Raw genomic sequence first — 24587 nt, 5'->3', positions numbered from 1 at the left:
TATTTAAATGCCACGTAAAGGACACGTACAACAACGGGAAATTTTACCCGATCCAATGTACAATTCAAAATTAGTAACTAGTTTAATTAACCATTTGATGATTGATGGTAAAAGAGGAACATCTTCAAAGATCATCTACGGTGCCTTTGATTTAATTAAGACAGAAACTGGTAACGATCCAGTTGAAGTTTTCCAACAAGCAATGGAAAATGTTATGCCAGTCTTGGAAGTTAAAGCTCGCCGTGTTGGTGGTTCTAACTATCAAGTACCAATCGAAGTTCGTCCAGATCGTCGAACAACACTTGGTCTTCGTTGGATCACTCAATTCTCACGTTCACGTGGGGAACACACGATGACAGAACGCTTAGCTCGTGAAATTATGGATGCTGCCAATAATACTGGTGCATCTGTTAAAAAGCGTGAAGATACACACCGTATGGCTGATGCCAACCGTGCGTTTGCACACTATCGTTGGTAGACAGAGTTCTAACCAATCTATGTGGAAGCCTAATTCGTTAGGGTGGCTGTTATATGAATTCATATAGGAGCCACTTTTTCCGAACTAGGGGATGAATTAATTTGATTAATATTTGGAAGGAGAAACACTTTTAAGATGGCTAATAAACGAGAATATCCACTTGAAAAAACTCGTAATATCGGAATCATGGCCCATATTGATGCCGGTAAGACCACGACAACAGAACGTATCTTGTACTATACTGGTAAAATTCACAAAATTGGTGAAACACATGATGGTGCTTCACAAATGGACTGGATGGAACAAGAACAAGAACGTGGAATCACAATCACTTCTGCTGCAACTACAGCTGCTTGGAAGGATCACCGAATCAATATCATTGATACCCCAGGACACGTTGACTTCACTGTTGAAGTTGAACGTTCACTTCGAGTGTTAGATGGTGCCGTTGCTGTGTTGGATGCTCAAGCGGGTGTTGAACCACAAACAGAAACTGTTTGGCGTCAAGCTTCTGATTATAGTGTTCCACGAATTGTGTTTGCTAACAAAATGGATAAGCTAGGGGCTGATTTTGATTATTCAGTTTCTACCATTAAAGATCGTTTGCAAGCAAATGCTTTACCAATTCAAATGCCAATTGGTGCTGAAGACAACTTTGAAGGAGTTATTGACCTTGTTGAAATGAAGGCTGATATCTATGACGAAGACGAACTTGGCTCAAAGTGGGATACTGTTGATGTTCCTGATGATTACAAAGAAGAAGCCAACAAGCGTCGTGATGCAATGATCGAACAGCTTGCTGATATCGATGATGGCATTATGGAAAAATACCTTGGTGGTGAAGAGATTTCTGAAGCAGAAATCAAAGCTGCAATTCGTCGTGGAACTTTGAATTTGGAATTGTTCCCAGTTCTTGCTGGTTCAGCTTTCAAAAACAAAGGTGTTCAAATGATGTTAGATGCAGTTATTGATTACTTACCATCACCAGTTGATGTTAAGCCTTATAACGCAACTGACCCAGATTCAGGTGATCAAGTTGAATTGGTTGCCGGAGATGACAAGCCATTCGCTGCTTTAGCATTTAAGATTGCAACGGATCCATTCGTTGGTCGTTTGACATTTATCCGTGTTTATACTGGAACACTGGAATCAGGTTCATATGTATTAAATACTACTAAAGATAAACGTGAACGTGTTGGTCGTTTGCTTCAAATGCATTCTAATCACCGTCAGGAAATTCCTGAAGTATTCTCTGGCGATATTGCTGCTGCGATTGGTTTGAAGAACACTACAACCGGTGATTCATTGACTGATCCAGCGCATCCATTACAACTAGAATCAATGGAATTCCCAGATCCAGTTATTCAGGTTGCTGTTGAGCCAAAATCAAAAGCTGATCAAGATAAGATGGATATTGCGTTACAAAAACTAGCCGAAGAAGATCCTACATTTAAGGCTGAAACTAATCCTGAAACTGGTGAAACTTTAATTGCCGGAATGGGTGAGTTACATTTGGATATCATCATTGATCGAATGAGACGTGAATTTAACGTTGAAGCAACTGTTGGTAATCCTCAAGTTTCTTATCGTGAAGCATTTACTAAGAGCACTAAAGCTCAAGGTAAATTCGTTCGTCAATCTGGTGGTAAAGGTCAATACGGTGATGTCTGGATTGAATTTTCACCAAATGAAGAAGGAAAAGGCTTCGAATTTGAAGATGCTATTGTTGGTGGTGTTGTTCCTCGTGAATATATTCCATCAGTTGAACAAGGTTTGAAGGAATCATTAGCCAATGGTGTGCTTGCTGGTTATCCATTAGTTGATTTAAAAGCCAAGTTATATGATGGTAGTTATCATGAAGTCGATTCTAGTGAAGCTGCCTTCAAAGTTGCTGCATCATTAGCATTAAGAAATGCTGCTAAGACTGCTGGCCCAGTTATCTTAGAGCCAATCATGAAAGTTGATATTGTAATCCCAGAAGAATACATGGGTGATATCATGGGACAAGTTACGGCTCGTCGTGGTCGGATTGAAGGAATGGAAGAGCGTGGTAACGCGCAACAAGTTCACTCATTCGTTCCACTTTCTGAAATGTTTGGTTATGCAACAACACTTCGTTCAGCATCACAAGGTCGTGGTACATTTACAATGACCTTTGATCATTACGAACAAGTACCAAAATCAATTCAAGAAGAGATCATCAAGAAAAATGGTGGTTCAAACATCAAAGAATAATTGATGTAAAAGCATTCCGGTTCGGAATGCTTTTTTTTGTGCTCTAGCTAAGGAGAATTTTTAGCTTAAAAGTATGTAAAATATTTTTAATAAGCTGGCAAAAATTAAATCAGCGTAATATTTTTTTGTATAAATGTAGTCGAAAAGAAAGTTTGGCAAATTTAACTTTTAGTCCAACCAAAAAAATACAAATAAATATCAGAAAACACTTGAATTTAAAGCATTTCTCTAGTATCATAGAAAAGTGCTTGAGCTTTAAACAGGGAGAAGTATGCCCTGAGTGTAGTTTAAGTTGAACAGCGTTGATGTGAAAGGTTGCGACACACCCGGCCGCTTTGCCACAGGATGTGGCGGTAATTTTCACGGAGCTAGTCAAAATTTAAAATATTGACGAAGGAGGGAACAAAATGGCAAAACAAAAGATTCGTATTCGATTGAAGGCTTATGAGCACCGAACATTAGATCAGTCTGCTGACAAGATCGTCGAGACTGCGAAGAGAACAGGTGCTACTATCTCGGGTCCAATTCCGCTACCAACGGAACGAACACTTTATACAGTGATTCGAGCAACTCATAAGTTTAAAGATTCGCGTGAGCAATTCGAAATGCGAACTCACAAACGTTTGATCGATATCATTGATCCAACACCTAAGACAGTTGATTCATTAATGAAACTTGACTTGCCTAGTGGTGTCGACATTGAAATTAAGCTCTAAGAAAAAATAATTACAGGATATAGGAGGTGTACTCATGACCAAAGGAATCTTAGGAAAAAAAGTCGGGATGACGCAGGTATTTACCGAATCAGGTGAATTAGTTCCTGTTACTGTTGTTGATGTTACTCCCAACGTTGTTTTGCAAGTTAAGACACTTGAAAATGACGGTTACGATGCTGTTCAATTAGGCTTCGATGACAAACGTGAAGTTCTCAGCAACAAGCCCGAACAAGGTCATGTAGCAAAAGCAAGTGCTACTCCTAAGCGCTTCATCAGTGAAATTCGAGATGCGCAATTAGGAGAAGATACAAAAGTCGGTGACGAAGTTAAAGCAGATCTATTTGAAGCTGGTGAAGCTGTCGACGTCACAGGTACAACTAAAGGACACGGTTATCAAGGTAACATCCATAAGGATGGCCAACGTCGCGGTCCTATGTCACATGGTTCTCGTTATCACCGTCGCCCAGGTTCACTTGGTGCAATTATTAACCGAGTGTTCAAGGGTAAGCCATTACCAGGTCGTATGGGTGGCAACACGGTAACTATGCAAAACTTAAAGATCGTCCGTGTTGATACAGAAAACAATGTTTTGTTGATTAAAGGAAATGTTCCTGGCGCCAACAAGTCATATGTGACTGTTCAAAACTCAGTTAAAGCAAATACTAAGAAAAATCTTAGCAAGCAAAAAAATAAAGCTTAAGAAGGGAGGAACTAGGTAATGACAACAAGCGTTGCATTATATAAACAAGATGGAAGTCAAAACGGCTCAGTTGAGCTGAACGCCGATGTATTTGGTATTGAACCCAATGAAAATGTCGTTTTTGATGCAGTTTTGCGTCAGCGTGCTTCACTTCGCCAAGGAACACATGCGGTTAAAAATCGTAGTGCTGTTCGTGGTGGTGGAAAGAAGCCATGGCGTCAAAAAGGAACAGGTCGTGCTCGTCAAGGATCAATCCGTTCACCACAATGGCGTGGCGGTGGAGTTGTCTTCGGACCAACACCTCGTTCATACAGTTTCAAATTACCACGTAAGGTTCGTCAATTAGCAATTAAGTCAGCACTATCGCAAAAGGTATTGGATGACAATTTAGTTGTAGTTGATACATTATCTTTTGACCAACCAAAAACAAAAGAATTTTCTGCTGTTTTGAGCAACTTGAAAGTGACAGAAAAAACTTTATTAGTACTTGATAAAGATAGCCAAAATGCTGCATTATCTGCACGCAACTTACCAAATGTTACGGTAGTTGATGCAAATGGTGTTAACACTTTGGATGTAGTTAATAACAATAAGTTAGTAATTACCCAATCAGCTCTTTCTCAGGTAGAGGAGGTGCTCGCATAATGGAAGCACGAGATATTATTCTACGTCCAGTTGTTACAGAAGCAACTATGGCAACAATGGATGACAAGCGCTACACATTTGATGTTGATGTACGAGCTACCAAGACTCAAGTAAAAAAAGCAATCGAAGAAATTTTCGATGTTAAGGTAGTTAAAGTAAATATTATGAATGTTCGCGGTAAGTTGAAGCGACAAGGTCGTTACGTCGGTTATACAAAAAAGCGTCGTAAAGCAATTGTTTCTTTATCTGCCGATTCTAATGAAATTAAGTTATTCAACGAAGAATAATTAAATCTGGAATAGGAGGAAAATAAAGTGGGAATTCGGAAATATAAACCAACCACTAACGGCCGCCGTAACATGACTGGCTCAGATTTTGAAGAGATTACTAAAACTACTCCTGAAAAATCATTGCTAGCTCCAAAGAACCGTACTGCTGGTCGTAACAGTTATGGACATATTACTGTTCGTCACCGTGGTGGTGGTACTAAGCGTCAATATCGAATCATTGATTTCAAGCGAATCAAAGATGATGTGACTGCTACAGTTAAGGCAATTGAATATGATCCAAATCGAACAGCAAATATTGCTTTGTTAGTATACGCTGACGGAATTAAGTCATATATCATTGCTCCTAAGGGATTGACAGTTGGAATGCAGGTTCAATCAGGACCAGAAGCTGATATTAAAGTCGGTAATGCATTACCACTAGCAAACATTCCTGTTGGTACTATTATTCACAACATTGAACTAAAGCCTGGTAAGGGTGGTCAGATTGCACGTTCTGCTGGTGCATCCGCTCAATTACTTGGTAAAGAAGGTAAGTATGTTTTGGTTCGTTTGGCTTCTGGTGAAGTTCGAATGATCTTAGCTACTAACCGTGCCACAATTGGTGCTGTTGGAAATGAACAACACGAGTTGATCAACATTGGTAAAGCTGGTCGTAAGCGTTACATGGGACAACGTCCACATGTTCGTGGATCAGTTATGAACCCTAACGATCACCCTCATGGTGGTGGTGAAGGTAAAGCACCAGTTGGTCTTCCATCACCTCTTTCTCCATGGGGTAAAAAGACTGTTGGTAAGAAGACACGTTCACACAAGGCTCGTTCAAACAAATTAATTGTGCGTGGTCGTAAACGTGGTCCACATACTCGTTAATAAATATTGCAACGTAAAGTCCGAGAGGAGGTAACAAAATGGGTCGTAGTTTGAAAAAAGGACCTTTTGCCGATGCTCACCTATTAAAAAAGGTTGAAGCACAAGCAGATCAAGAAAAGAAAACGGTCATTAAGACATGGTCACGTCGTTCGACAATTTTCCCAAGTTTCATTGGTTACACATTTGCTGTCTATGATGGACGCAAACACGTACCAGTTTATGTTCAAGACGATATGGTCGGACATAAGCTTGGCGAATTTGTTCCTACACGGACATTCCACGGTCACTCTGGTGCCGATAAAACAACTGGAACTAAATAAAGGAGGGTGAATTATGGCAGAACAAATCACATCAGCTAAAGCAACTGCTACAACCGTACGAGTTTCATCTCGTAAAGTACGTTTGGTATTAGATACTATTCGTGGTAAGAACGTTGCTGAAGCCTTTGCAATTCTGAAGTTCACTCCTCGTGGTGCATCTTCAGATGTTGAAAAAGTTTTAAAATCTGCTGTTGCAAACGCTGAAAATAACTTTGATTTGGATCGTGAATCATTGGTTGTTAGCGAAACTTTTGCAAATGAAGGACCAACGCTTAAACGTTTCCGTCCTCGTGCCAAAGGGTCAGCTTCACCAATTAACAAACGAACAAGTCACATTACAGTGGTTGTATCAGAAAAATAGGAGGAATAACAAGTGGGTCAAAAGATTAATCCAACTGGATTCCGTGTTGGCGTCATTCGTGATTGGCAAGCAAAATGGTATGCAGAAAAAGATTTTGCTACTTTCCTAAATGAAGATTTACGGATCCGCAAATATATCACAAAACGACTTGCTGATGCCTCTGTTTCAACCGTTGAAATTGAACGTGCTGCTAATCGTGTTAACGTTTCAATTCATACAGCCAAACCAGGAATGGTTATTGGTAAGGGTGGTTCAGAAGTAGAAGCACTTCGTAAAGAACTAAACAAACTTACAGGCAAACGTGTTCACATCAATATTGTGGAAATTAAAAAGCCTGATTTAGATGCTCATTTAGTTGGTGAAAGTATTGCTCGTCAACTTGAAGGTCGTGTTGCTTTCCGTCGCGCAATGCGTGGTGCAATGCAACGGACAATGCGTTCAGGTGCTAAGGGTATTAAGACGCAAGTCGCAGGTCGTTTGAATGGGGCCGACATGTCACGTGTTGAGTCATATTCTGATGGAACAGTTCCACTGCATACTTTACGTGCTGATATCGATTATTCATGGGACGAAGCACATACAACATATGGTCAATTAGGTGTTAAAACCTGGATCTATCGGGGAGAAATTCTTCCAGATAAGAAAGGCGTTCAAACAAACGCTAAAGAGCAAGGAGGGAAATAAACATGCTAATACCAAAGCGAGTAAAGTTTCGTCGTGAGCACCGTGGTCACATGCGTGGCGAGGCAAAAGGTGGCAAGACTGTCACTTTTGGTGAGTACGGAATCCAATCATTAGATTCACATTGGATTTCTAACCGTCAAATTGAAGCAGCCCGTGTTGCGATGAACCGTTATATGAAACGTGGTGGGAAAGTTTGGATTAAGATTTTCCCTCACAAATCTTACACTGCAAAAGGTGTAGGTGTTCGAATGGGTAATGGTAAAGGTGCACCTGAAGGCTGGGTTGCTCCTGTAAAACGTGGCAAGATAATGTTTGAAGTAGGTGGCGTTTCTGAAGAAGTTGCCCGCGAAGCATTACGTTTAGCAAGTCACAAATTACCAGTTCGAACTAAGATTGTAAAACGTGAGGAAGTAGGTGGCGAATCAAATGAAAACTAAAGATTTCGTACAAGAATTAAATGGATTAACCACTGCTGAAATGCTTGATAGAGAAAAGAATTTGAAGGATCAATTGTTTAACCTACGTTTTCAATTGGCTACTGGTCAGTTGGAGAACACTGCAAGTCTAAAGCAAGTTCGTAAAGACATTGCACGAGTTAAAACAGTTCTTCGTCAACAAGAATCAAATAACTAGAATACGAAAAAGGAGGATTAACGTATGGCTGAAGAACGTAATGCCCGTAAGGTATACCAAGGGCGCGTCGTTTCTGATAAAATGGATAAAACCATTACTGTTAAGATCGAAACATACAAGAACGCTCCGATTTACGGCAAGCGAGTTAAATATTCAAAGAAATTCTATGCACATGATGAGAATAACGAAGCTAAAACTGGCGATATTGTTCGGATTATGGAAACTCGACCACTTTCTGCTAAGAAGCGCTTTCGTCTTGTTTCGATTGTTGAAAAAACAGTTAATATCTAAATCGTCACTTAAATTCGTATTCTGATTTGAAGATGGAAGGAGGACATAGCCGTGATTCAACAAGAAAGTCGGTTGAAAGTTGCTGATAATTCTGGTGCCCGTGAAATCCTAGTAATTAAAATTTTAGGTGGTTCACGAGTTAAAACAGGAAATATTGGTGATATTATTGTTGCTACTGTAAAACAAGCAACACCAGGTGGCGTTGTCAAAAAAGGTGACGTTGTCAAAGCAGTCGTTGTTCGGACAAAATCAGGTCTTCATCGTACTGATGGTTCGTATATCAAATTTGATGAAAATGCAGCTGTACTTATTAAGGATGATAAGAGCCCACAAGGTACACGTATCTTTGGACCTATCGCTCGTGAACTACGTGATAATGACTTCATGCGAATCGTATCATTAGCTCCGGAAGTACTGTAAATTCATCTTAAAAATAAGGAGGTGCGCAATCAACATGTTTGTAAAAACTGGTGACAAAGTTCGAGTAATCAGCGGAAAAGACAAGGGCAAAGAAGGAACAATTAAGAAAACTTTGGCTAAGGATAACCGTGTGATTGTCGAAGGCGTCAATATGGTGAAAAAACACCAAAAACCTAGTAATGAATATCCACAAGGCGGCGTAATTGATAAAGAAGCGCCAATTCAAGTTTCAAATGTCATGCTTGTTGACCCTTCAAATAACGAACCAACTCGTATTGGTTTTAAAGTTGTTGATGGCAAAAAAGTACGCGTGGCAAAGAAATCAGGACAAACTCTTGATTAATTTTTAAGGAAGGAGGAACAAAACTTCATGGTGAACCGTTTGAAGGAAAAGTATGTTAATGAAGTAACACCTTCATTAGTTGAAAAGTTTAACTACACTTCTGTTATGCAGACACCTAAAATTGACAAAATTGTCTTGAATATGGGTGTTGGTGATGCAACGACAAATGCTAAAAATCTTGATGAGGCTGTTGAAGAATTATCATTGATTTCTGGCCAAAAACCTTTAGTTACAAAGGCTAAAAAGTCAATCGCCGGCTTCCGTCTTCGTGAGGGAATGTCAATTGGTGCTAAAGTTACATTGCGTGGCGAACGCATGTATGATTTCTTGGATAAATTGGTTAATGTTTCGCTCCCCCGGGTTCGTGATTTTCATGGTGTTAGCAACAAAGCATTTGATGGTCGCGGTAACTACACTTTAGGGGTTAGAGAACAATTAATCTTCCCAGAAATTAATTATGATAATGTTAATCGGGTTCGCGGATTGGATATTGTAATTGTTACAACTGCCCAATCTGATGAGGAATCACGAGAATTGTTGGCACAGTTAGGTATGCCATTTGCTAAGTAAATAAGGAGGTTCCACAAATTGGCAAAAAAATCACAAATTGCTAAAAACAAGCGTCCAGCTAAGTTTTCAACACAGGCGTACACACGCTGTGAACGTTGTGGACGTCCACACTCTGTTTATCAAAAATTCCATTTATGCCGTATTTGCTTACGGGATCTTGCCCACAAGGGTCAAATTCCTGGTATGAAAAAGGCTAGCTGGTAAACAATTTAAACCAACAAAAAGGAGGATAAACATCGATGTCTATGACTGATCCGATTGCAGATTTCTTGACTCGCATCCGTAATGCGAACATGGTTCGTCATGAATCATTAGAAGTTCCTGCATCAAAAATTAAGCATGACATTGCCGAAATCTTGAAAAATGAAGGTTTTGTTCGCGATGTCGAGTATGTGGATGATGATAAGCAAGGTATCATCCGTGTATTCTTAAAGTATGGCAAAGACAACGAACGCGTTATCTCAGGTTTGAAACGTATTTCAAAACCAGGGTTACGTTCATATGTTAAGGCTGACGCTGTTCCTAAGGTTTTAAACGGCTTAGGAATTGCTATTATTTCTACTTCACAAGGTGTTGTAACTGATAAAGAAGCCCGTGCTAAAAAAGTCGGTGGCGAAGTTCTCGCCTACGTTTGGTAATACAATAAATATAGTAAGGAGGTGCACATAATGAGTCGTATTGGATATAAAGTAATTGAATTGCCAGCCGGTGTTGAAGTTAAACGTGATGGTGATGAAGTGACGGTTAAAGGACCTAAAGGTTCATTGACACGAACAGTTTCTCCAATCATCACAATGAATGTTGATGGTAACGAAGTTAAGTTTGAACGTCCTGATGACAACAATAAGACGCGTGCTATTCATGGAACAACTCGTGCCAACGTAAACAACATGGTTGAAGGTGTTGTGAATGGTTTTTCAAAAACACTGAAACTTGTTGGTGTTGGATATCGTGCACAATTAAAGGGTAAAAAATTAACTTTGGCTGTTGGATATTCACATCCTGTTGAATTCGATACTCCAGAAGGACTAACACTTGAAGTGCCTGATAACACTACAATTAAGATTAGTGGAATTGGTAAACAAGCGGTTGGTGACTTTGCTGCGGAAGTTCGTTCAGTTCGTTCACCTGAACCTTACAAAGGTAAAGGTATTCGTTATGAAGATGAATTTGTTCGTCGTAAGGAAGGTAAGACTGGTAAATAGTCTTAAACATTAATAAATAAAATAAAGAGGTGACTGTTGTGATTACAAAACCAGATAAGAACAAAACCCGCCAACGTCGTCATGCACGCGTTCGTGGTAAGATCTCTGGTACTGCGGAGCGCCCACGCTTAAATGTTTTTCGTTCAAACAAAAACATCTACGCTCAATTAATTGATGATGTAGAGGGTGTGACGCTCGCAAGTGCCTCCACAATAGACAGTGAAGTAAGTGGCAAAACTAAGACAGAACAAGCAACTGAGGTTGGTACATTAATTGCCAAGCGCGGTGCAGCTAAGAATATTGCTGACGTTGTTTTTGATCGTGGTGGCTACTTATATCACGGACGTGTTCAAGCTTTAGCTGAAGCAGCACGTGAAAATGGATTGAAGTTCTAAGAAAAGGAGGAATAACCCGTAATGGCATTTATTGACCCATCAAAATTAGATCTTGAAGATAATGTTGTTTCTATCAACCGGATCACTAAAGTTGTTAAAGGTGGACGTCGTCTTCGCTTTGCCGCATTAGTAATTGTCGGCGATAAGAAGGGCCACGTTGGCTTTGGTACTGGTAAAGCGCAAGAAGTTCCCGAAGCAATTCGGAAAGCTGTTGAAGCTGCCAAGAAAAACTTGATTAAGGTTCCAATCGTTGGAACAACTTTGCCACACCAAGTGCTTGGTGTTTATGGTGGTGGCCGAATCTTGTTGAAGCCAGCTGTTGAAGGTTCTGGAGTTGCTGCTGGTGGCGCTGTTCGTTCCGTCATGGAATTGGCCGGTGTTGCTGATGTAACTTCAAAACGATTAGGTTCTAATACTCCTGTTAACGTTGTTCGCGCAACATTTGAAGGATTAAAAGAACTTAGAAATGCAGAAGAAGTTTCAGCTTTGCGTGGCGTTTCACTCGAACACTTAGCACAATAGTAGGAGGACAATTATGGCTCAAGTAAAAATTACTTTAATTCGTAGCGTGGCCCACCGTCTTCCAGCTCAACGTGCAATTGTTAAATCGTTAGGGTTAGGACGCGTGAATAGTTCGGTTATCAAACCTGATAATGCAGCAACTCGCGGCGCTATTTTTAAAATTGCTCACTTAGTTTCGATTGAAGAAGTTAAGTAGTTTACTAAAATATACAAGGAGGTGCCTACCAAATGAAGTTGCATGAATTACAACCTGCCGAGGGTGCCCGTGGAACACGAGTTCGTCGTGGTCGAGGGACGTCAGCCGGTAATGGTAAAACATCTGGCCGTGGTCAAAAGGGTCAAAAGGCTCGTAGCAAAACACGTGTTGGATTTGAAGGGGGCCAAATGCCTCTCTATCGTCGAATTCCAAAGCGTGGATTTACAAATATCAATCACAAAGAATTTGCTATTGTAAATCTTTCAGCATTAAACCAGTTTGATGATGGTAGCGAAATTACACCAGCATTATTGGTTGAAAATGGAATTGTCAAAAACGAAAAGAATGGCGTTAAAATTCTGGGCAACGGTGAGTTGTCAAAGAAGTTGACTGTCAAAGCAAGCAAGTTTTCTGCTTCTGCTGTTTCAGCAATTGAAGCTGCAGGTGGTAAAACTGAGGTGATTTAATGTTCACAACTATGAAAAATGCATTCAAAGTCAAAGATATTCGTAAGAAGATCATGTTTACTTTGTTTGTTTTAGTTGTATATCGACTAGGTGCGTATATTACCGTTCCAGGAATCAATGCGGCTGCACTTCAGGAAGTTGCGTCCACTGGACTAGCATCTATCTTGAACACATTTAGTGGTGGTGGGTTGGAAAACTATTCATTGTTCGCGATGGGAGTTTCACCTTACATTACAGCGCAAATTGTGGTTCAACTGTTACAAATGGACATTGTGCCTAAGTTTGTTGAGTGGAGTAAACAAGGTGAGGTTGGCCGTAGAAAGCTGAACCAAGCGACACGGTGGTTAACAATTGTACTTGGATTTATCCAATCGATTGGAATCACTGCTGGGTTTAATGCATTGAGCACACTGAAGCTAGTTAATAATCCTGGTCTAAAAACCTATTTAATGATTGGGTTGATTTTGACGGCTGGAACAATGTTAGCTACTTGGATGGGTGACATGATTACCGAGCGCGGTTTGGGTAATGGTGTTTCCATGCTGATTTTTGCCGGAATTATTGCTCAGATGCCAACTGGAATCAAGCAGTTATGGGACGATCAAATTGTTGGTGCTTCTGGAAGTGAACTATGGATGGGAATTGGTTTTGTTGCGTTAGTTGTTGTTGCCTTGTTGATCATTGTTACTTTCGTTACTTGGGTTCAACAAGCTGAGCGAAGATTACCAATGCAGTATACTCGTCGAACAACGGCAGCTCCCGAAAGTAGTTATTTACCTTTAAAGATTAACGTTGCTGGTGTTATTCCAGTTATCTTTGCAGGTTCTTTCGTTTCGACACCACAAACAATTTTGATGGCATTCCAGCAAAATCATAGTGGTGATCGATGGTATCAAATTATGACTAATATCTTTAATATGCAGACAACCAGTGGAACAACACTTTATATTGTATTAATTGTCCTGTTTACGTTTTTCTATGCTTTTGTTCAGGTTAATCCCGAAAAATTAGCTGAAAATTTACAAAAACAGGGTAGTTATATACCTGGCGTTTGGCCAGGTAAAGCGACACAAAGCTTTGTTTCATCGCTCTTGATGCGTTTAAGCACGGTTGGAGCGTTGTTCTTAGGTGTTATCTCATTAATTCCATTGTTAGCTAGCAACATTTGGAACCTAAGTCAATCGATTGGATTAGGCGGAACTAGTTTGTTAATTATTGTCCAGATTGCTTTGGACGTGATTCGTCAGCTGAATGGTTTAATGATGAAACGGGAGTATATTGGTTTTATTAGAGAATAGTTCAGATAATGGGAGGCAAAATCTAGTGAGTACAATGAATCTAATCTTGATGGGGTTACCGGGTGCTGGTAAAGGCACACAAGCTCAGAAGATTGTTGAAGAGTTTCAAATTCCGCATATTTCGACTGGCGATATCTTTCGGGACGCAATGAAAAATGAAACTCCAATGGGACTACAAGCCAAAGCCTTTATTGATAAAGGTGAATTGGTTCCCGATGAAGTAACAAATGGAATTGTCCAAGAAAGATTAGCTCAAGCTGATACAGATGATGGCTTTATGTTGGATGGTTATCCACGTAATTTAGTTCAAGCTAAGGCTTTGGATCAGATGCTTAGCGAGTCAAATCGTCATGTGGATGCAGTTTTGAATATCGACGTTGATCCTGCTGTTTTAACACAACGATTAACGGGGAGATTCATTTGTCGAAATTGTGGTGCAACTTATCATCGACTTTATAATCCACCTAAGGTTGAAGGAACTTGTGATGTTTGCGGACATCATGACTTCTACCAACGGGAAGATGACAAGCCAGAAACAGTAAAGAATCGGTTGGATGTAAACATTAAAATGAATACACCACTGGTTGATTACTATACTAAGGCTGGTGTTTTGCACACAGTTGATGGTGAACAAGAAATCGGTCAGGTTTATCAAGCTGTACAAAAAATCTTGACGAATTTATAGGAGGCCGGTGGCCATTCTTGCTTTGATTAGTAACCTGTGGTAAACTACTTTAGGTTTAGCTAGAAAAATGCAAGGTGGAACAGTGTTTCCACCATTTTTACGTCAATTTTTGAAAAGTTTCAGCAAGGAGGAACCTGTTAGTGGCAAAAGACGACGTTATCGAAATTGAAGGTAAAGTAACAGAAACTTTACCAAATGCAATGTTTAAAGTTGAATTGGAAAATGGTCATGAAATCTTGGCTCATGTTTCCGGTAAAATTAGAATGCACTATATTAAAATTTTACCTGGAGATCGTGTTCAAGTTGAAATGTCACCATATGATTTATCTAAGGGACGAATCACATTTCGCTTTAAATAAAATAATCAAGTATTGGACTTTTAACTTTCTAGGAGGTTATTCAGATGAAAGTAAGACCATCAGTAAAGCCAATGTGCGAACACTGTAAAGTGATCAAACGTAATGGCCGTGTTATGGTGATTTGCTCTGCAAATCCTAAGCACAAACAGCGTCAAGGTAAGTAATTTTATTAATGAAATGGAGGTGCAGTAATTAATGGCTCGTATTGCAGGTGTCGATTTACCTCGCGACAAGCGAATCGTAATCGGATTAACTTATATTTTCGGAATTGGCGATACAACTGCTCAAGAAATTCTAACTAATGCTGGGGTTTCTGAGGATGTTCGTGTACGTGATTTAACTCCAGATCAGGAAGATAAGATCCGGACAGAAGTTGACCAATTAAAGGTTGAAGGTGATCTTCGTCGTGAAGTATCATTGAATATCAAGCGACTTCAAGAAATTGGTTCATATCGTGGCATGCGTCATCGTCGTGGTTTACCAGTTCGTGGACAACACACAAAAAACAACGCTCGTACTCGTAAGGGTAAGACTGTTTCAGTTGCTGGCCGCAAAAAATAATTAGTAGAAAAGGAGGTTTAACATTTCTATGGCTACAAGAAAAGGTACGCGTAAGCGTCGAGTAAAAAAGAATATTGAATCCGGTGTGGCTCACATCCATTCAACTTTTAATAATACATTAGTTATGATTACGGATATGCAAGGAAACGCCGTTGCCTGGTCTTCAGCTGGATCTCTAGGATTCAAGGGGAGCCGTAAGTCAACACCGTTCGCTGCCCAAATGGCTGCAGAAGCTGCTGCTAAAGCATCAATGGAACACGGCATGAAGACTGTCGAAGTTGCTGTCAAGGGACCAGGTTCTGGTCGTGAAGCTGCTATTCGTGCACTTCAAACAACTGGACTTGAGGTTAGCGCAATTCGTGATGTGACACCAGTGCCACATAATGGTTCTCGTCCTCCAAAGCGTCGTCGTGTTTAATTCAATGCATTTCCGTGGAGAAGTTCTTCATACCAATGTAATTTCGTATTAATAACGAACCACGTTTTGAAAGGGGTAAAAGATAAGAATGATCGAATTTGAGAAACCAAACATTCACAAAGTTGATGAAAGTAATAACTATGGCAAGTTTGTCGTAGAACCACTCGAGCGCGGTTATGGTACAACTCTTGGGAATTCACTGCGTCGGATTTTACTTGCGTCACTTCCTGGGGCTGCGATTACTAGCATTCAAATTGATGGTGTGTTACATGAGTTCTCGACTGTTGAGGGCGTTACGGAGGATGTAACTCAAGTTATTTTGAACATGAAAAAGGTATCTTTGAAGATTGATACTGAAGAAGATAAAACATTGGAAATTGATGTTAAAGGACCTGCTGAAGTTACTGCCGGTGATATTCAAACTGATGGTGACGTAACAGTATTGAATCCAGATCTTCATCTTGCTACTGTCGCTGATGGAGCTGAGTTGCATATTCAAATGACTGCTGATAAGGGTCGTGGATATGTTTCAGCTGATGATAACAAAGCTCGCATGGATGATCTTCCAATCGGTGTTTTGCCAATTGATTCCATCTATACCCCAATCGAACGCGTAAACTACACAGTTGAAAATGCTCGTGTCGGCCAACGTAACGATTATGATAAATTAACACTTGATGTTTGGACAGATGGTTCTATTACGCCAAGTGAATCAGTTAGTTTAGCTGCTAAAATTTTAACAGAGCATTTATCTATGTTTGTTGATCTAACAGATACTGCCAAAAATGCTGAAATTATGGTCGAAAAAGAAGAGACTCATAAGGAAAAAATGTTAGAAATGACAATTGAAGAACTAGATTTATCTGTTCGTTCATATAATTGTCTTAAGCGTGCCGGAATTAATTCTGTGCAAGAATTAACTGATCGTTCAGAAGCTGATATGATGAAGGTTCGTAATTTAGGACGTAAGTCACTGGAAGAAGTTAAGGCTAAATTATCTGATTTAGGATTATCACTTCGCCAAGAAGATTAATTATTCACAAAAGGAGGAAGCCAGTTCATGAGTTACCGTAAACTAGGTCGTACAAGTTCACAACGGAAAGCTTTATTACGTGATTTAACTACTGATTTAATCGTCAATGGTCGGATCGAAACTACCGAAGCCCGTGCTAAGGAAGTTCGTCGTTCCGCTGAAAAAATGATCACGCTAGGTAAGCGTGGCGATTTGCATGCTCGTCGTCAGGCCGCTTCTTTCATCCGTAACGTTGTTGCAGATGTTAAAGAAGACGGTGATGATGTTCGTGTACAGTCTGCTCTTCAAAACCTATTTGAAGAATTAGCACCTAAATATGCTGATCGTAATGGTGGATACACACGAACTTACAAGACCATGCCACGTCGTGGAGACGCAGCACCAATGGTTATTTTGGAATTCGTTGATTAATTTCTAAAATTAATTGAATACGTAATAAAGAATCACTATGATTGATGGTATAGAGCGTTATGATGGTGGAAAGTAATTTCCTAGTCTAGCTTGAATGCGAAACTTGTTTCGTGCGCCGCAATTGTAAGTGATTTTTTTATTTAAATTTTTTTAGTTTTATTTTGATGGTTAGTCGGATATGGTATTATTGAGCTATCGGTGAACACAGGAGCGAAGAATAAGATGACAGCAATAATTCGTGCTACAAATATTTCTTATCACTATCCAGACGAAACTAATGATGTAATCCATAACCTGTCTTTTGAGATAAAGCGAGGTGATTGGGTTGCAATCGTTGGGCATAATGGGAGTGGTAAAAGTACCTTGGCTCGAGCAATCGATGGCCTTTTAGAATTAGATCAAGGTGAGATTTTTGTTAACGATCAACTAGTAGCACAAGAAAATATTTGGGAGATTAGAAAACAGATTGGCTTTGTTTTTCAAAATCCTGATAACCAATTTGTTGGTGCAACGGTTGCAGACGACGTCGCTTTTGGGCTAGAAAATCGTCATATGCCCCGCAATGAAATGATAGAAAAAGTTAATGAAGCACTTGAAATGGTTGAAATGAGTCAGTTTGCTGAGCGTGAACCGGCTGCGTTGTCAGGTGGACAAAAGCAGCGAGTGGCGTTAGCAGGAGTTGTTGCTATGCGACCAGATATTTTAATTCTGGATGAGGCTACTAGTATGCTGGATCCTGAGGGACGAGAAAGTATTTTAAAGTTGTTACAGCAATTACGGCAGCGGTATCACCTGACTGTGATTTCAATTACACATGATATTGATGAAGCGGCAATGGCAGATGAAATTTTGCTAATTGATGATGGTCGATTGGTTGCAAAGGGTGTTCCAAATGAGATTTTGATGCAGGGTGACCGTTTGATTGAACTAGGGTTGGATGTTCCTTACGGTGAAAAAATCAAGCGAGCGTTGGTAAAAGAAGATTTACAAACTCCGACTGAATATATGGATAGCAACAGGATGGTGGATTGGTTGTGGCAGAAATTGAATTTAACGAAGTAGGGTTTGTTTATCAACCAGGTACTCCGTTTGAAGTTAGCGCACTGCGCAACATTAACTTAACAATTGAATCAAACTCGTACACGGCTATTGTTGGTCATACTGGGAGTGGAAAGTCGACGTTGATTCAACTACTTGATGGTTTATTAAAACCCACAAGTGGTCGACTTTTGATTGGCCAGAGTCAAATCGATGCTAATAGTACCAATCGACAGCTAGCACAACTACACCAGCATATTGGTATTGTCTTTCAGTTTCCTGAAAACCAGCTGTTTGAAGAAACTGTCATTAAAGATATCGCATTTGGGCCAAAAAATTTTGGCAAAAGTGAGTCACAAGCGCGTGAATTGGCATTAGAAGCGATGGAACTAGTTGGTTTGAATGCTGACTTAAGCGAACGATCACCATTTGAATTGTCAGGTGGTCAAATGCGGCGTGTGGCAATTGCTGGGGTTTTAGCAATGCAGCCACACACTCTCATTTTAGACGAACCAACGGCGGGGTTAGATCCACGTGGTCAACGAGAAATCATGGAACTATTTGCAAGTTTACAACAGCAACAACATTTAACGGTCATTTTGGTAACCCATCAAATGGAAGATGCGGCACAGTACGCTGATAAAATAGTAGTAATGAATCATGGCGAGGTTGTTAAAGTTGGGACACCAAGAGATATATTTGTTGATCCAATTTGGTTGAAAAATAATCATTTGATGGTTCCTAAAACAACTGCGTTTGCCCAGCGGTTGCAGCAACGCGGTTTTTCTTTTGATCCGTTTCCGCTAACCGTAGCTGAACTAGCGCAACAAATTAAACAACAGTTAGAAAGTGGGTCGTAAGCATGTTTTCAAAGGTCCTATTTGGACGCTATGTCCCAACAAATTCTAGAATTCACCAGCTTGATCCACGGGCTAAATTGGCACTTAGCTTTTATTTTATTATTATTATTTTTTTCGCCAATAATTGGATTTCTTATGCCTTTTTAGCAGTCTTCACTCTGGCAGTTATTTTGGGGACTCGGGTTAAATTGAGTTTCTTTTGGGACGGGATTAAGCCGCTAATTTGGATTATTTTATTTACTGTCGTGCTACAGATGCTGTTTAGTAGTGGGGGGCATACATATTGGCATTGGGGTATTTTTACAGTTACTCAGTTTGGCTTAATTAATGGTGGCTATATTTTTTGCCGGTTTTTACTGATTATTTGTATGTCGACTGTTTTAACGCTCACAACGCCACCATTGTTAATTGCTGATGCAGTCGAATCATTAATGAAACCACTGGTTAAAATTAAGGTTCCCGTTTATGAAATAGCCTTAATGTTGTCAATTGCACTTCGGTTTGTCCCGACCTTACTTGATGAAACTCAAAAGATTATGAATGCACAGCGAGCTAGAGGAGTAGATTTTGGTTCGGGCAGTATTTGGAAGCGAATCAAGTCGGTGGTCCCCATCTTAATTCCATTATTTATCAGCGCATTTAATCGTGCTGATGAATTGGCTACTGCAATGGAAGCTAGAGGATATCGCGGTGGTGAAGGAAGAACTAAATATAGGATGCTTAAATGGCATCGTCAAGATACATTAGCATGTATATTAATGCTAGTAGTAACAATAATTTTAGCGGGAGTTAGACACTATTAATGAACGAAAAGAAAACGCGGTATAAAATCACATTTGCCTACGATGGTTCTAACTTTGCTGGTATGCAGGTGCAGCCACATCAACGTACTGTCGAGCTGGTATTGACCAACGCGGTTAATAAAATCGCAAAAAAGCCCCAACCACCGATTGCAATTATTGCGTCAGGAAGAACAGACGCTAAAGTTCATGCACTTGGCCAAGTGGCGCATTTTGATTTACCATTTACAATTAAACCAACAGCATTATTGAAAGCACTCAATAGCTCATTACCACTTGATGTGTTAGTTAAAAAGGTAGAAGTTGTTACAGATGAATTTCATGCGCGGTATAGTGCTCACCATAAGCGTTATCGTTATCGCGTGTCGCAGGGTGAGTTTGTAGATCCATTTAAGCGTAATTATACTGGCCATTTTAAATATCCCTTAGACATTACTAAAATGCAGGTAGCAGTGAAGGACTTAATTGGTGAACATGATTTTACTAGTTTTGTTGCTTCCGGTAGCCACGTTAAAAGTAATGTGCGCACAATTTACGATGCAACTGTGGTGCGTGATGAAGCCAATAATGAAATTGTGTTGGAATTTGCTGGCAATGGTTTTTTGTATAATCAAGTTCGAATCATGGTCGCCGTCTTATTGGAAATTGGTACTGGTCAACGGCCGGCTAATGATATTCCAAGGGTGCTTGCTGGCAAAGATCGCCAGCTAGCTCGGTGGACAGCACCAGCTAATGGTTTATATTTAGTCAACGTAGGTTATGACATTCCTCAAAATTAATCCCAAGATTATATCGAAAAGCATTGACGGAACGGCAAATTTAAAGTAAACTAGTCGTTGGTATTCTTTGTCCACCTAATGGGCCCGGTACGCTTATACGTTGACGAAGATAACAGAAAATGGAGGATTCAACATTGAGAACGACTTACTTAGCAAATCCAAATGAAATTGACCGTAAATGGTATATTGTTGATGCTACAGACGTACCTATGGGACGTTTATCAACAGTAGTTGCATCAATTTTACGCGGCAAAAACAAACCTACTTTCACCCCTAATGTGGATACGGGTGACAATGTGATTGTTATTAATGCATCTCAAATTAAATTAACTGGACACAAAGCGACTGACAAGATGTATTATCGTCACTCAGATTATCCTGGCGGTTTAAAGCAACGTTCAGCTGGTGATTTGAGAGCAAAGAACCCAGAAAAATTGATTGAAATGTCAGTTAAGGGAATGTTACCTCACAATACGCTTGGTCGTAAAATGGGGATGAAGCTCCATGTGTACGCTGATGCAAATCACAAGCATGAAGCTCAAAAGCCTGAAGTATTAGACATTACAAACTTAATCTAAGGAGGAAATGGAATTGGCTCAAGTACAATATAGCGGCACAGGCCGTCGTAAGAATTCAACTGCACGTGTTCGATTAGTACCCGGTTCAGGTAAAATCACAATGAACGGGAAAGATATCGTAGATTACATTCCATTTGCTAACTTACGAGAAGTAGTTTTGCAACCATTCACAGCAACAGAAACAACTGGTACCTATGATGTTTTAGTTAACGTTAGAGGTGGTGGTTTCTCTGGACAAGCTGGTGCAACTCGTCACGGTATCGCCCGTGCCTTGTTGGGTGTTGACCCAGATTTCCGTGGACCTTTGAAGCGCGCTGGTTTATTAACCCGTGATGCTCGTATGAAGGAACGTAAGAAACCAGGCTTGAAGAAAGCTCGTAAGGCTAGTCAGTTCTCAAAGCGTTAATCCGGCACGTTATAACAAGCCTGATTACGGTTTTAACTTTTACCCCAATTGGCAAAATTCGCTCAGAAAATTTAACTTTGGGGTAAGGTTTGGGGTAAATATTATCTCAATGAGAATGTTGAACGTCAGATTAGATAATCTGGCGTTTTTTTGTACTTTCTTTTTTTAATCGATTTACGAACATTTCGTGCACCTTAGTGGAAATGACATCCGGCGTATTGACGTAAATTTTTGTCGTTGCTACGTCGGAATGAGTGAGTGCTTCGGAGATATCTTCGAGGGAAGCACCACCTTCACGGGCAAGTGTACCAAAAGTGTGACGCAACTTGTGTGGGTGTAATTTAGCCAATTCTGGATGACGATGATGGATCGACTTGATTCGATAATTCAAATAGTCGGAATGTAAGGGAACATTCATGTGACCACGAAAATCGGTATACGTGAATACAAATTGGTCAGGTGTTTGCTCAATTCCAATTTGCGCTAACTCTTCGGCTTGCTGTGCCTTCCATTCTGCAATCTCACTAACTAGTTCTTCTGGAATAGTTAGCTGAGTGAACTTATGGCCCTTAGTGTCTTTGAGCTTCTTAGATTTAGAAAGACTTTGAATGATGAACAGGGAATTAGTTTTCAAGTCAATATGACGCCACTGTAAGCCATAGGTTTCACTCTTACGGTCACCAACGTGTAAAGTTAGCAAGAAGAGTAAATGCTGCATCAACGTGATTTTACCGGCTTGATAGTCTTCCTCTAGCGCTTCGAGCCAGTCGAGCAACTTTTGCGCCGTGAGTGCTTCTCCTTTCGCTTGACGCTGCTTTTTTAATTGGTCATGGTAAGGAGATGCAACCATGTTTAGAACCTTACCAACGCGATTATATTCGATATAATCCATTGCTTCGGCGAGATCAAACACTTGGCGTGTGTAACTCTTGATATTGCGAATATTGCTAAAAGTGGCAGATTTCATCGTCAATTCATTGATGACAATTTCCTTATGATTGTTCAGATAATTCAATGAGTAATTACCAAACATCGGTAGAATATGAAGTCTAAAAATTGATTTTTGATAATCGATTGTCTCAGTTGTAGGGACAACGCGTGTCCGTCCAGTCGCACCCTTAACATAAATATCCATGAAGACGTTGTGGTAAAAATCGCTAAATAACATTTCTCCTTTAGTTTCCAATGAACGCGGGCTATCATCCTTTCGTACCTGTTCAATTTGCATCAACACATTAGCTTCTTGAATCTTAGCTGTCTTGAGACTTGGCAGTGTTTTCTTGTAGCGGCGTTTGTTGTCGAAAAATGGTCTAAGCTTTTTCGGGTATTGCACTTCTACAAGATAACTTCCAGATTTTGTTTTACTAATAGTCATAACTACATTCCTCCAAAAAAATTAATTGAAATTTTTCAGAGCGAACGTAAGGCTTCAAAGTTATTTTAACTCATATGCTTCATTTCGTCAGCTCTAGTTATTAACCAATCATCAACAGATGAGCGATCAAAGCGAATGCAACCACCAATTGTGATCGATGGTAGGCCCTGAGCAATCCAGCTATCTAAAGTATTGTTGGCAATTTGCAAGTAATTAAAAAGATCCTTTTTCTTAAGATAGCGGGTACCAATGGCGGCATCAGTCCTTACTCGCTTGACTTCACCCATGATCATTTGATAGATTTCGGCACGTAGTTTATCTTGTTGTTGATCACTGATTGTGATCGTGAATTCTGAAGTAGCGATAGTGTATCATCTCCAATCAGGTATGAATGACTAATGGGGGAGAATTAAAAAAGTCGGGTGTTGATTTCACTTCCTTTCAAAAAATAGTGCAACAGTTTAATGGTGCTGTCAGACCTTGCTACCCAGTTCCGTCACTAACGGACATAGGAATTGCACCTCTCCTGCTTACGTGGGAGCCTCGCGGAAGTATCATTATCTACTTAATTTGTACGATTGTTAGTTAAAAATCGTAGTTGAAGTGTGGGTGGCGCTCGCAGTTCTGGTCATGGCGTCCACAGATCAACAGTTCAAGTAAAGTAAGAAAGTTAGGGTAGCAATATTCAGTTGTCAAAGGGCTCACAGGTAATATTTCCTGTTCACTATATACATACAAATAAAGGATGAGAAATGAAACCAAAAAAGCAAATTAATCAAAAAAGATTAATCTGCTTCTCGTCTAACTACAAATAACGTTCCAAATTAAACTTGTAGGTTGTTCGAATAAATTGTTCAGTTAATATCTGATAACGATCCTCATCAAAAACTGAATGCCCCCGACAAGTGATGCTAATAATTAATGGCTGAAATTCTTTTATCAGCTGAGCCATAGCAAGTGGGTCGCCATGCTGGGCTGCGTAAATCGTTTCGGTATAATTCATTGCAATTCGCTCTCCTAGAGTTAGATTTGGGTCGTCTAATTCTTAGAAGTGTTGGGGGAGACCGAATTTTTATGGTTAAACTAGTCGAAGAATGTTGAGCCGATTTTGCTCAACACCTTGCGATGCTGTTTGGAAATCGCTTGACTGCTGACATGAAGAATCTGACCAATTGCCTTATCTGAAAGTTGTTCAACGTATTTGTAATAAAGTAATTTCTTTTGAGCATCGGTTAATCTGGCTATTGCAATGATCAACCGTTCGTTAATGAGGTATTCCTCAAGGTGAATAGCTTGTTCCGCTGTTATTAATTTAATAGTTGGTGGGCCTTCATTGATCGGGTACTCCACTGTTTCCTCGTTTAATGGTACTTTAGGAACCTGATGTTGTTCCTGAGTGTAGATTGAGCGAGTTTTGTTCACGAGTGACAGCTTGGCATAATGTGAAAATGCTTGTTTGACATCTTGATCAGACATAACAAATCCTCCTTTTACCAAACAAATACATATAATTTTTTCAAAGTGAAACCGATTTAAAGAATATTGCATTAAATTTTGATTTTTTTAGAGAGAGTGTCAAATTTTATGTGTAAATAGAAAAGCCTCTCGTCCTTTTTTTAAAACATAGATTCTAATGTGTCTTCAA

41 protein-coding genes are annotated in these 24587 nt (G+C 39.9%); 37 read left to right on the top strand and 4 right to left on the bottom strand.

Going from position 1 to position 24587, the window contains the following annotated elements:
- Positions 1 to 7: 7 nt before the first annotated feature.
- The 37 genes from rpsG (at position 8) to rpsI (ending at position 21567) form a co-directional block, all read left to right on the top strand.
- Entirely contained in the window at positions 8 to 478 is a 471-nt protein-coding gene (gene rpsG, locus FFM51_RS03340) for a 30S ribosomal protein S7 (RefSeq protein ID WP_137597228.1), read from the top strand.
- Between the two features lie 135 nt (positions 479 to 613).
- Positions 614 to 2713 carry an elongation factor G gene (gene fusA / locus FFM51_RS03335; protein WP_137597227.1) on the top strand — a complete coding sequence of 700 codons (2100 nt, stop codon included), beginning with the start codon at positions 614 to 616 and terminating at the stop codon, positions 2711 to 2713.
- A gap of 407 nt (positions 2714 to 3120) precedes the next feature.
- The gene (gene rpsJ / locus FFM51_RS03330) at positions 3121 to 3429 is read left to right on the top strand and encodes a 30S ribosomal protein S10 (RefSeq protein WP_041092780.1); all 309 of its coding nucleotides are present in this window, start codon (positions 3121 to 3123) and stop codon (positions 3427 to 3429) included.
- A 34-nt stretch (positions 3430 to 3463) separates the two neighbouring features.
- A complete protein-coding gene (gene rplC, locus FFM51_RS03325) occupies positions 3464 to 4129 on the top strand; it encodes a 50S ribosomal protein L3 (RefSeq protein ID WP_137597226.1) in 666 nt (221 codons plus the stop codon).
- An 18-nt stretch (positions 4130 to 4147) separates the two neighbouring features.
- Positions 4148 to 4774: a 50S ribosomal protein L4 gene (gene rplD / locus FFM51_RS03320; RefSeq protein WP_137597225.1), complete on the top strand. Its 627-nt coding sequence runs from the start codon at positions 4148 to 4150 to the stop codon at positions 4772 to 4774.
- Positions 4774 to 5061 carry a 50S ribosomal protein L23 gene (gene rplW / locus FFM51_RS03315; RefSeq protein ID WP_041092787.1) on the top strand — a complete coding sequence of 96 codons (288 nt, stop codon included), beginning with the start codon at positions 4774 to 4776 and terminating at the stop codon, positions 5059 to 5061. Before rplD ends, rplW begins: the two co-directional genes overlap by 1 nt.
- A 27-nt stretch (positions 5062 to 5088) precedes the next feature.
- Positions 5089 to 5934, top strand: a complete 846-nt coding sequence (rplB, locus tag FFM51_RS03310) for a 50S ribosomal protein L2 (RefSeq protein WP_137597224.1) — start codon at positions 5089 to 5091, stop codon at positions 5932 to 5934.
- Between the two features lie 38 nt (positions 5935 to 5972).
- Positions 5973 to 6254: a 30S ribosomal protein S19 gene (gene rpsS, locus FFM51_RS03305; RefSeq protein WP_137597223.1), complete on the top strand. Its 282-nt coding sequence runs from the start codon at positions 5973 to 5975 to the stop codon at positions 6252 to 6254.
- A 13-nt stretch (positions 6255 to 6267) separates the two neighbouring features.
- Positions 6268 to 6615 carry a 50S ribosomal protein L22 gene (rplV, locus tag FFM51_RS03300; RefSeq protein ID WP_041092793.1) on the top strand — a complete coding sequence of 116 codons (348 nt, stop codon included), beginning with the start codon at positions 6268 to 6270 and terminating at the stop codon, positions 6613 to 6615.
- A gap of 12 nt (positions 6616 to 6627) precedes the next feature.
- Positions 6628 to 7299, top strand: a complete 672-nt coding sequence (rpsC, locus tag FFM51_RS03295; RefSeq protein ID WP_137597222.1) for a 30S ribosomal protein S3 — start codon at positions 6628 to 6630, stop codon at positions 7297 to 7299.
- Positions 7300 to 7301: 2 nt separating this feature from the next.
- Positions 7302 to 7736 carry a 50S ribosomal protein L16 gene (gene rplP / locus FFM51_RS03290; RefSeq protein WP_137597221.1) on the top strand — a complete coding sequence of 145 codons (435 nt, stop codon included), beginning with the start codon at positions 7302 to 7304 and terminating at the stop codon, positions 7734 to 7736.
- Positions 7726 to 7932 (top strand): 50S ribosomal protein L29, encoded by a 207-nt coding sequence (rpmC, locus tag FFM51_RS03285; protein WP_137597220.1) that lies wholly within the window; start codon positions 7726 to 7728, stop codon positions 7930 to 7932. The genes rplP and rpmC overlap by 11 nt, the downstream gene beginning before the upstream one ends.
- A gap of 24 nt (positions 7933 to 7956) precedes the next feature.
- On the top strand, positions 7957 to 8223 hold the full coding sequence (rpsQ, locus tag FFM51_RS03280) for a 30S ribosomal protein S17 (RefSeq protein ID WP_137597219.1): 267 nt from the start codon (positions 7957 to 7959) through the stop codon (positions 8221 to 8223).
- Positions 8224 to 8274: 51 nt separating this feature from the next.
- Positions 8275 to 8643 carry a 50S ribosomal protein L14 gene (rplN, locus tag FFM51_RS03275; RefSeq protein ID WP_137597218.1) on the top strand — a complete coding sequence of 123 codons (369 nt, stop codon included), beginning with the start codon at positions 8275 to 8277 and terminating at the stop codon, positions 8641 to 8643.
- A 34-nt stretch (positions 8644 to 8677) separates the two neighbouring features.
- Positions 8678 to 8986 (top strand): 50S ribosomal protein L24, encoded by a 309-nt coding sequence (gene rplX, locus FFM51_RS03270; protein WP_137597217.1) that lies wholly within the window; start codon positions 8678 to 8680, stop codon positions 8984 to 8986.
- Positions 8987 to 9013: 27 nt separating this feature from the next.
- A complete protein-coding gene (gene rplE, locus FFM51_RS03265) occupies positions 9014 to 9556 on the top strand; it encodes a 50S ribosomal protein L5 (RefSeq protein ID WP_137597216.1) in 543 nt (180 codons plus the stop codon).
- Between the two features lie 18 nt (positions 9557 to 9574).
- Positions 9575 to 9760 (top strand): type Z 30S ribosomal protein S14, encoded by a 186-nt coding sequence (locus FFM51_RS03260; RefSeq protein WP_137597215.1) that lies wholly within the window; start codon positions 9575 to 9577, stop codon positions 9758 to 9760.
- A gap of 35 nt (positions 9761 to 9795) precedes the next feature.
- Entirely contained in the window at positions 9796 to 10194 is a 399-nt protein-coding gene (rpsH, locus tag FFM51_RS03255) for a 30S ribosomal protein S8 (protein ID WP_137597214.1), read from the top strand.
- Positions 10195 to 10224: 30 nt separating this feature from the next.
- Positions 10225 to 10761 (top strand): 50S ribosomal protein L6, encoded by a 537-nt coding sequence (rplF, locus tag FFM51_RS03250; RefSeq protein ID WP_137597213.1) that lies wholly within the window; start codon positions 10225 to 10227, stop codon positions 10759 to 10761.
- Between the two features lie 29 nt (positions 10762 to 10790).
- A complete protein-coding gene (gene rplR, locus FFM51_RS03245) occupies positions 10791 to 11156 on the top strand; it encodes a 50S ribosomal protein L18 (RefSeq protein ID WP_307722376.1) in 366 nt (121 codons plus the stop codon).
- Positions 11157 to 11177: 21 nt separating this feature from the next.
- The gene (gene rpsE, locus FFM51_RS03240; protein WP_137597211.1) at positions 11178 to 11678 is read left to right on the top strand and encodes a 30S ribosomal protein S5; all 501 of its coding nucleotides are present in this window, start codon (positions 11178 to 11180) and stop codon (positions 11676 to 11678) included.
- Positions 11679 to 11691: 13 nt separating this feature from the next.
- A complete protein-coding gene (rpmD, locus tag FFM51_RS03235) occupies positions 11692 to 11874 on the top strand; it encodes a 50S ribosomal protein L30 (RefSeq protein WP_137597210.1) in 183 nt (60 codons plus the stop codon).
- Between the two features lie 32 nt (positions 11875 to 11906).
- Entirely contained in the window at positions 11907 to 12341 is a 435-nt protein-coding gene (gene rplO, locus FFM51_RS03230) for a 50S ribosomal protein L15 (protein ID WP_137597209.1), read from the top strand.
- Entirely contained in the window at positions 12341 to 13639 is a 1299-nt protein-coding gene (gene secY, locus FFM51_RS03225; RefSeq protein ID WP_137597208.1) for a preprotein translocase subunit SecY, read from the top strand. The genes rplO and secY overlap by 1 nt, the downstream gene beginning before the upstream one ends.
- Before the next feature lie 34 nt (positions 13640 to 13673).
- The gene (locus FFM51_RS03220; RefSeq protein WP_137597275.1) at positions 13674 to 14324 is read left to right on the top strand and encodes an adenylate kinase; all 651 of its coding nucleotides are present in this window, start codon (positions 13674 to 13676) and stop codon (positions 14322 to 14324) included.
- 140 nt (positions 14325 to 14464) lie between these two features.
- Positions 14465 to 14683 (top strand): translation initiation factor IF-1, encoded by a 219-nt coding sequence (gene infA / locus FFM51_RS03215; RefSeq protein WP_041092824.1) that lies wholly within the window; start codon positions 14465 to 14467, stop codon positions 14681 to 14683.
- 44 nt (positions 14684 to 14727) lie between these two features.
- Positions 14728 to 14847, top strand: a complete 120-nt coding sequence (gene rpmJ / locus FFM51_RS03210; protein ID WP_010621648.1) for a 50S ribosomal protein L36 — start codon at positions 14728 to 14730, stop codon at positions 14845 to 14847.
- Between the two features lie 31 nt (positions 14848 to 14878).
- Positions 14879 to 15244 (top strand): 30S ribosomal protein S13, encoded by a 366-nt coding sequence (rpsM, locus tag FFM51_RS03205; RefSeq protein ID WP_137597207.1) that lies wholly within the window; start codon positions 14879 to 14881, stop codon positions 15242 to 15244.
- A 28-nt stretch (positions 15245 to 15272) separates the two neighbouring features.
- On the top strand, positions 15273 to 15662 hold the full coding sequence (gene rpsK / locus FFM51_RS03200) for a 30S ribosomal protein S11 (RefSeq protein ID WP_137597206.1): 390 nt from the start codon (positions 15273 to 15275) through the stop codon (positions 15660 to 15662).
- 88 nt (positions 15663 to 15750) lie between these two features.
- The gene (locus FFM51_RS03195) at positions 15751 to 16695 is read left to right on the top strand and encodes a DNA-directed RNA polymerase subunit alpha (RefSeq protein WP_137597205.1); all 945 of its coding nucleotides are present in this window, start codon (positions 15751 to 15753) and stop codon (positions 16693 to 16695) included.
- A 27-nt stretch (positions 16696 to 16722) separates the two neighbouring features.
- A complete protein-coding gene (gene rplQ / locus FFM51_RS03190) occupies positions 16723 to 17106 on the top strand; it encodes a 50S ribosomal protein L17 (RefSeq protein WP_137597204.1) in 384 nt (127 codons plus the stop codon).
- Between the two features lie 222 nt (positions 17107 to 17328).
- Positions 17329 to 18168, top strand: coding sequence for an energy-coupling factor ABC transporter ATP-binding protein (locus tag FFM51_RS03185; RefSeq protein ID WP_137597203.1), 840 nt, complete (start codon positions 17329 to 17331; stop codon positions 18166 to 18168).
- Positions 18141 to 19004, top strand: a complete 864-nt coding sequence (locus FFM51_RS03180; protein ID WP_137597202.1) for an energy-coupling factor ABC transporter ATP-binding protein — start codon at positions 18141 to 18143, stop codon at positions 19002 to 19004. The genes FFM51_RS03185 and FFM51_RS03180 overlap by 28 nt, the downstream gene beginning before the upstream one ends.
- Before the next feature lie 2 nt (positions 19005 to 19006).
- Positions 19007 to 19807 (top strand): energy-coupling factor transporter transmembrane component T family protein, encoded by an 801-nt coding sequence (locus FFM51_RS03175; protein WP_137597201.1) that lies wholly within the window; start codon positions 19007 to 19009, stop codon positions 19805 to 19807.
- Positions 19807 to 20583, top strand: a complete 777-nt coding sequence (gene truA / locus FFM51_RS03170) for a tRNA pseudouridine(38-40) synthase TruA (protein WP_137597200.1) — start codon at positions 19807 to 19809, stop codon at positions 20581 to 20583. The genes FFM51_RS03175 and truA overlap by 1 nt, the downstream gene beginning before the upstream one ends.
- A 134-nt stretch (positions 20584 to 20717) precedes the next feature.
- The gene (gene rplM / locus FFM51_RS03165) at positions 20718 to 21161 is read left to right on the top strand and encodes a 50S ribosomal protein L13 (protein ID WP_137597199.1); all 444 of its coding nucleotides are present in this window, start codon (positions 20718 to 20720) and stop codon (positions 21159 to 21161) included.
- Positions 21162 to 21174: 13 nt separating this feature from the next.
- Entirely contained in the window at positions 21175 to 21567 is a 393-nt protein-coding gene (gene rpsI, locus FFM51_RS03160; protein ID WP_137597198.1) for a 30S ribosomal protein S9, read from the top strand.
- A 130-nt stretch (positions 21568 to 21697) separates the two neighbouring features.
- Here rpsI and FFM51_RS03155 read toward each other — a convergent pair whose 3' ends face one another.
- The 4 genes from FFM51_RS03155 to FFM51_RS03140 form a co-directional block, all read right to left on the bottom strand.
- On the bottom strand, positions 21698 to 22942 hold the full coding sequence (locus FFM51_RS03155; protein ID WP_100070898.1) for a site-specific integrase: 1245 nt from the start codon (positions 22940 to 22942) through the stop codon (positions 21698 to 21700).
- Between the two features lie 65 nt (positions 22943 to 23007).
- Positions 23008 to 23235 (bottom strand): helix-turn-helix domain-containing protein, encoded by a 228-nt coding sequence (locus FFM51_RS03150; protein ID WP_137597197.1) that lies wholly within the window; start codon positions 23233 to 23235, stop codon positions 23008 to 23010.
- 512 nt (positions 23236 to 23747) lie between these two features.
- Positions 23748 to 23945: a helix-turn-helix domain-containing protein gene (locus FFM51_RS03145; protein WP_100070900.1), complete on the bottom strand. Its 198-nt coding sequence runs from the start codon at positions 23943 to 23945 to the stop codon at positions 23748 to 23750.
- 80 nt (positions 23946 to 24025) lie between these two features.
- Complete coding sequence (locus tag FFM51_RS03140) at positions 24026 to 24418, bottom strand: sigma factor-like helix-turn-helix DNA-binding protein (protein ID WP_100070901.1); 393 nt, start codon at positions 24416 to 24418, stop codon at positions 24026 to 24028.
- Positions 24419 to 24587: the final 169 nt, after the last annotated feature.

Source organism: Paucilactobacillus kaifaensis, from assembly GCF_005405145.1.
In the GTDB taxonomy this organism is placed as follows: domain Bacteria; phylum Bacillota; class Bacilli; order Lactobacillales; family Lactobacillaceae; genus Paucilactobacillus; species Paucilactobacillus kaifaensis.
Note: the sequence above shows the minus strand (reverse complement) of the source record. Positions and strands in the feature narration are given on the sequence as shown.